This is a genomic window from Marivita sp. (genome assembly GCF_020055635.1).
Taxonomy (GTDB): Bacteria; Pseudomonadota; Alphaproteobacteria; order Rhodobacterales; family Rhodobacteraceae; genus Marivita.
In genome coordinates this window covers 32326-38806 of record NZ_JAIPUT010000044.1, presented here as the reverse complement: position 1 = coordinate 38806, position 6481 = coordinate 32326, and the positions used below count along the sequence as shown (strand labels likewise).

Annotated in this window: 6 protein-coding genes; 2 read left to right on the top strand and 4 right to left on the bottom strand. The window is 59.7% G+C overall.

The genetic code is table 11. The features are described from left to right. Positions 1–481, bottom strand: a 481-nt coding sequence (locus LCF60_RS17565) for an NAD(P)H-dependent oxidoreductase subunit E (protein WP_292293540.1), incomplete at its 3' end; no start/stop codon positions are given. Positions 482–844: 363 nt separating this feature from the next. Here LCF60_RS17565 and LCF60_RS17560 point away from each other — a divergent pair. Beyond that, positions 845–1564, top strand: coding sequence for an FCD domain-containing protein (locus tag LCF60_RS17560; RefSeq protein WP_292293538.1), 720 nt, complete (start codon positions 845–847; stop codon positions 1562–1564). Positions 1565–1570: 6 nt separating this feature from the next. On the opposite strand, the gene LCF60_RS17555 is transcribed toward LCF60_RS17560, so the two are convergent. After that, the gene (locus LCF60_RS17555; RefSeq protein ID WP_292293536.1) at positions 1571–2872 is read right to left on the bottom strand and encodes an ABC transporter substrate-binding protein; all 1302 of its coding nucleotides are present in this window, start codon (positions 2870–2872) and stop codon (positions 1571–1573) included. Between the two features lie 166 nt (positions 2873–3038). On the opposite strand from LCF60_RS17555, the gene LCF60_RS17550 reads away from it, so the two are divergent. Further along, a complete protein-coding gene (locus tag LCF60_RS17550) occupies positions 3039–4388 on the top strand; it encodes an NAD(P)/FAD-dependent oxidoreductase (RefSeq protein WP_292293535.1) in 1350 nt (449 codons plus the stop codon). A gap of 192 nt (positions 4389–4580) precedes the next feature. Here the strand turns inward: LCF60_RS17550 and LCF60_RS17545 are convergent, their stop codons facing one another. Further along, positions 4581–4757, bottom strand: a complete 177-nt coding sequence (locus LCF60_RS17545; protein ID WP_292293534.1) for a hypothetical protein — start codon at positions 4755–4757, stop codon at positions 4581–4583. Between the two features lie 24 nt (positions 4758–4781). Beyond that, positions 4782–6161 carry an ammonium transporter gene (locus LCF60_RS17540; protein ID WP_292293533.1) on the bottom strand — a complete coding sequence of 460 codons (1380 nt, stop codon included), beginning with the start codon at positions 6159–6161 and terminating at the stop codon, positions 4782–4784. Between the last annotated feature and the right edge of the window lie 320 nt (positions 6162–6481).

Genomic DNA, 6481 nt, shown 5'->3' with positions numbered 1-6481 from the left:
GGTCGATATGGTTGTGGCCCAGTTCCAGCACCGGCGCGGTGTCGCAGCGGCCCATGCAGGGGGCGCGCAGGACGCGCACCGCCGTCGGATCAAGCCCATCCTCCAGCGCCTGTTGCAGCGCCTGCGCGCCTGCCAGTTCGCAGGAGAGCGAATCGCAGACCCGGATGGTCAGCGCGGGCGGCGGGGTCTCGCCCTCTTTCACCACGTCGAAATGCGCGTAGAAGGTGGCGACCTCGTAGACCTCGGCCATGCTCAGCCGCATCTCTTCGGCCAGCGCGCGCAGATGATCGGCGCTCAGATGGCCATGCGCGTCCTGGACCAGGTGCAGGAATTCGATCAGCAGATCCCGCCGGCGCGGCCGGTCGCCCAGCAGCGCCCGCACCTCGGCCAGCGCCGCGTCGGTGTATTGACGGCCCTTGGGCGTCTTGCGCCCCTTGCCCCGTCCGGATTTCCACACACCCTTGCGTTCGTCCAATGCCATTCGCCGATTCCCCACGGATCCTCAGATGCGTCGTTATATTCCCTATAATCAATTTTTATTCCTAAGGGTCAATGCAGATTATCTGCGTGCTTTTCCTTTCGACGCGCCCCCGGACGCGCAGAAACCACTCCTTAAACCCATAAAAAAATTAATTTTTTATCCAAAGCGCAGGGTCTGACCGGGTGTGTCGCGCTTAGGAAACTTCCGGCCGGTTTCGTAGCGCTTTGCGCTCTGTCGCTCCCTGCAAGCCGCGCCGGGCCCGTCTGGCACGTGCCGCGCCGGGTGGCTCTGACCGGCTTGATGATTGCCCAGGCATATCCGATGACCTATGTTCCCACTTCGCCTTGCAGGAACTGAGCGACGATGACAAGAACGGCGACCGCAGACACTGGCATCAGCCATGCATTGGGCGAAACCGTGCGTCTTGTCGTGGACACCCTGTACGCCCAGATTCAGTCCGGCCATTATCCACCGGATTCGCGTTTGCCCAGCGAACGGGCGCTGGCGGCCAAGCTTGGTGTGTCGCGCAACACGGTCCGCGAGGCGCTGGACGTGCTGGAGCACCGGGCCATGATCCGGCGACGCCAAGGCAGCGGAAGCTTTGTAACCGACCGGTCGAGCCGCAGGGAGCCACCTGTTCCCGGATCGCTTGGCGAACGGACAAGCCCGCTGGATCACCTCATCGTCCGGTCCATCATCGAACCCGAGATGATCCGGCTTGCCGTCATGAACATGACACCCCGGGAACTGGAGGCCCTGGCGCGGATTGTCGTGCGTATCGAGGCCGTGCGCACCGATATCGACGACTTCACGCGCTGCGAGGAAGAATTCTACCGCAGCATCGCCAAGGCAACGCGAAATCCGCTGCTGGAAGCCTGCTACGAGTTGACGATCGAAGTCTGCCGACAGAGTTTTCGAACCGCGTTGATGCGCAAGCACCTGACACCCGATCGCATCCAGGACTACCAGACGCGGTTCAACTCGCTGTTCAACGCCATCGCCACCCGCGATGTCGAGGCGGCGGTGGAGATCACCAAACTTCATCTTGTCGAAGAGCAGAAACTCTTCCTGCACAGCGGATGACCGCGATCAGCTGACAAGGTCCCGCGTCGCCGGACCAGCCGGGCGCGCTCCGGTCTCGATGCGCTGTTGCCAGAGCTGTCCGACGCGCCGCATGTGATCCCGCAGGAGCGCCTCGTGCTGGTCCAGCCAATCCGGGATCGAGCCGAACTCCACGATCCGCGCCCGACCCTCTTGAAGTTCGACAACCGGCCAGTCGCCGATGAGCGCGTTGTCGATGCCGAAGAACGATTCCCCCCACCATCGCGCGGGACCGAAGGCATGGGTCACCGGGTCCATCTGCTTCATCGTGGCCATGACCGAAACGGGGTGGACCGACGACACCTTTTCGACAGCCGCATGCCAGATGTCGAGTATCGCCACATATTCCCAGCTCACCGCGCTCCAACTGTCAGGGTAAATTGCGTTGTATTCCTTGAAGAACGTGCTGGGCCGGTTGAAAAAGAACGCCTTGCGGGCAAGTTTCGGATCATCGAAATCGGGAAACTGAAAGATCGTTCCCTGCATGAACTGCTCAGAGGTTCGTCTGACCAGCCGTTGATAATTGTCGAGCGTGCAGGACAGGATCTGGCCCTTGAACCCCTGGGCAAAGGCGTATTCCGTCATCGCGTGGACCTGCGGAGTGTAGCTCGTGCACCAGCACAGGATGTCCGGCTTCGCATCCAGCATCGGCTGCACAATCGACGCGATGTCGGTTGTGTCGGGCGCATATTGAACTTCCTTGACGACACTCAGGCCCGCAGCCGCGCTCGCGGCGCGGTAGGTGGCGATGGATGGCAGGCCGAGCGCATCCTTCTGACTGCACAGCGCCACCCGTCTGAGTTCGGGGCGATTGCGGGCGATCCAGTCGACACCGGTCACGTTGTAGATCGGGTGCACCTCGGAGGGTGCGATCAGATAGCGGGTGTCCGGCGACAGATCGCTGGGCAGGAGCGTTGATGTCAGCACCTTGTTCTCGGTCAGGAACCCCCTGAGCGGCGTGAAACTGTCGCCGCCCAGCATCATCAGCAGCTTGACCTGTTCGGTCAGCACGAGGTGACGCGCACCCTCGACGGCGCGCTTGGGGTCATAACCGCAATCGAACGGAACGATCCGAACCGGATAGCGCCGCCCGCTGATCAGGATGCCTCCGGCCCGGTTCAACCAGTCTTCCCAGAGACGACAGCCATTCAGACCGGGCAGCCCCCAGGAACTGACCGGACCGGTCAGCGGCGCAAGAAATCCAATCTTGATGGGCTCGCTCATCCCGACATGATTGTTCGGAAACAGCGATGTAACGGCCATGCGATGCGCGAAACTTGAGGTGAGCATACCAATTCCTACCAACGGCAAGACCAAAATCAAAGCAGCAACAACTTTAACCGGGGAGAAAATTTATCCCTGAGGTGAAAATTCATTGACAGCGCGCGGAACCAAAGGTGACATTTGGTTTGGACCAAAAGAACCAATTTCACTCGCTCAGTAAAGGAGTAAAGTCATGGCCTCAAAACGAGTGGCGATCATCGGTGCGGGACCATCGGGCCTTGCACAGCTTCGCGCATTTCAGTCCGCCAGGGAAAAAGGCGAAGACATCCCCGAGATCGTGTGCTTCGAAAAGCAGAACAACTGGGGTGGGCTTTGGAATTACACCTGGCGCACCGGGCTGGATGAAAACGGCGAACCGGTGCATTGCTCGATGTACCGCTATCTGTGGTCGAACGGCCCCAAGGAAGGGCTCGAATTCGCCGACTACTCCTTCGAAGAGCATTTCGGCAAACAGATCGCCTCCTACCCGCCGCGCGCCGTGCTTTTCGACTATATCGAGGGTCGTGTCATCAAGGCCAAGGTCCGCGATCTGATCCGCTTCAACACCGCCGTGCGCTGGGTCACCTATGACGAGGCGCGCGGCATGTTCACCGTCACCGTGCACGACCACGACAGGGACAGCGCCTATTCGGAAGAGTTCGATCACGTCATCTGCGCGTCTGGGCATTTTTCAACGCCGAACGTGCCCTATTACGAAGGCTTCGAAAACTTCAACGGCCGGCTTGTGCATGCACATGATTTCCGCGATGCGCGCGAATTCGCAGGCAAGGACATCCTTGTCGTCGGCTCGTCCTACTCGGCCGAAGACATCGGTTCACAGTGCTGGAAATATGGTGCCAAGTCGATCACGTCCTGCTATCGCACAGCGCCGATGGGCTTCAAGTGGCCGGACAACTGGGACGAAAAACCCGCGATGCAACGCGTCGACGGGAATACGGTGCATTTTTGCGACGGCACCAGCCGCGAGGTCGACGCGATCATCCTGTGCACCGGCTACAAGCATTTCTTCAATTTCCTGCCGGACGACCTGCGCCTCAAGACCGCCAACCGGCTTGCCTCGGCGGATCTCTACAAAGGCGTCGCTTTCGTTCACAATCCCAAGATGTTCTATCTCGGCATGCAGGATCAGTGGTTCACCTTCAACATGTTCGATGCCCAGGCCTGGTGGGTGCGGGACGCGATCATGGGCAAGATCGACCTTTCCGCGATCTCCAAAGACGACATGCTGGCCGATGTGAAAGAGCGCGAGGACCGGGAAGAAGCAAGCGACGATGTGAAATACGCCATCCGCTACCAGGCCGACTACGTGCAGGAACTGGTGGCCGAAACCGACTATCCCAGCTTTGACATCGACGGCGCGTGCCAGGCCTTCTACGAATGGAAGGGGCACAAGGGACAGGACATCATGGCGTTCCGCAACAACAGCTATAAATCGGTCATCACGGGCACCATGGCGCCGGTCCACCACACGCCCTGGAAAGACGCGCTGGATGACAGCATGGAAGTCTACCTTCAGAACTGAGATCAACCACTGATCGCGACGGCTCCGTCACCATCCGCGTCCGGCCAGCCAGCCGGGCGCGGATTTTTTCCTGACGGGTCCAACTGGCTGAGACGAAAAAAACCGTGACGCCTTGCGGGTCACGGGTCGGGCGCGCGGCCACTTTGAGGCGACCGGGCGAAAGGGGCGGCTTTGCCGCCGCCCCGTCCAGTGTCAGAGCTTCTTCTTGGTGGCCTTGTAGGCGTGTTCCTCGTGACGCCAGCCAAAGATGATCGCGACGACGATCAACACGAGAGACAGCACCAGCCAGACCCCCTCGCCGGACCCGTAGCCGGCATAGATTGCGCCCGAAATGCCGTCCCAGCTTGTTGCTGTGAATGGAGCTTCCATTGAATATTCCTTTCCTGTGCAAATTTATTCAGCCGGGCTCACCGACGGATGCAGGCCTTCCGGGTATGCGGAGGCAGGCACCTTGACGGCGTCCAGACCAAGGATTTCGGCTTCGGCCGGCACACGCAACTGTCCGGTCACCTTGAGCAGGAGCGACACCAGGTATCCCGGGACAAAGCCCAGAAGCCCCATGACAATCGCTCCGACAAGCTGGCCCGTAAAGGACGTGACCGCCACGTCTTCGCCGAAGACCGCTGGATAGCCCTGCGCGGCAATCCCGACGGCAAGCACGCCCCAGAAGCCAAGGAACCCGTGCACCGCAACCGCGCCGACAGCGTCGTCGATGCCGCGCTTTTCGGCAAACGAAGCCGCGAAGGGCATCATGCTTGCGCCGATAAAGCCGATGGCAAAGGCCATTGGCGGATACCAAAGGTCCAGCCCGGCGGCGCAGGAAATGATCCCGCCCAGCGCTCCTGACATCATCCAGAACGGATCACGCGTCACCATCCAGGCACCGATGATACCGCCGGCAAATCCCATCAGGATGTTGAAGGTCATGCCCGACAGGGTCATCGGCGTCCCGTAGATGGTGGCTTCGATCGCCGTGCCCCAGGACCAGGCTTCGCCCGGGACGATGACACAGGCCATCAGGAAGCCCCAGAAACCGGCGATGATCAGCATGAGCCCGATCAGGGTCATCGGCATCGAATGTCCCGCGATATGGTTTGCCGTCCCGTCGGGATTGAACTTGCCGACCCGTGCGCCAAGATTGATCAACACGCCCAGCGTGAAGAAGCCCGCAACCATGTGAACGACGCCTGCCGCGCCGAAATCGTGGTATCCGAACCTGGTCACCAGCCAGCCATCGGCATGCCAGCCCCAGGCCGCGGCAAGGATCCAGACAAAGGATCCTAGCACGATGGCAAGGACCACGAACCCCGTCAGCTTGATCCGTTCGATCACGCCACCGGACATGATCGACGCCGTCGTCGCGGCGAACAGCACGAAGGCGCCCCAGAACACGCCAGATGCGCGGTCATCGAGGTTCGGCCCCATGTATTCGCTCCACGGCAGGGCGATTTCGTTCGCATAAGCCAGACCCGAGATGCCCATTGCGCCCGCTGACAGCGTCAACCCGGTGGGGAACGCCCAGTAGATCCACCATCCCACGAAGTAGAAGAAGGGCACGATCATGGCGAAGGCGAGAATGTTCTTGATCCCGGAAGCCAGTGCGTTCTTGGAGCGCGACGCTCCCATTTCATAAGCAAGAAACCCGACATGGATCAGAACCATGATCGGAATCGTGATGTAGTAAAAAGTTTGCGCGAATGTGCCGTTGGTCGCGGCAATACTCGCCTGTAGCTCGGCAACCGTCGCAGCCAAGGTGGTGAGATCCTGTTCCAAGTCTTTCTCCCTGTCCCGAAAATAAGACGTCTATCCATCCAGCGGGTGGACCATTGGTTTGGACCAATTGTCCCAACTGGATCACTCGTGGACGAAAGCTTGCAAAGGATTATCACTTTTGGTCAAACATTTTTCTTTTAGGGAATATTTTTACAGTCAGAATTGCCCGGATCGCAAAGAAAAGGTGGGGGAACCGCACATATTTTCGGCGCTTTCATACCAATTTTTCGAGTCCGGGCCGCTGACCGAAGTTCCACAGAATCACTCTGGGAACTGACTGGGATTTCGCTCAAGCCGCCCTTTGGACGAAGATCAGACGC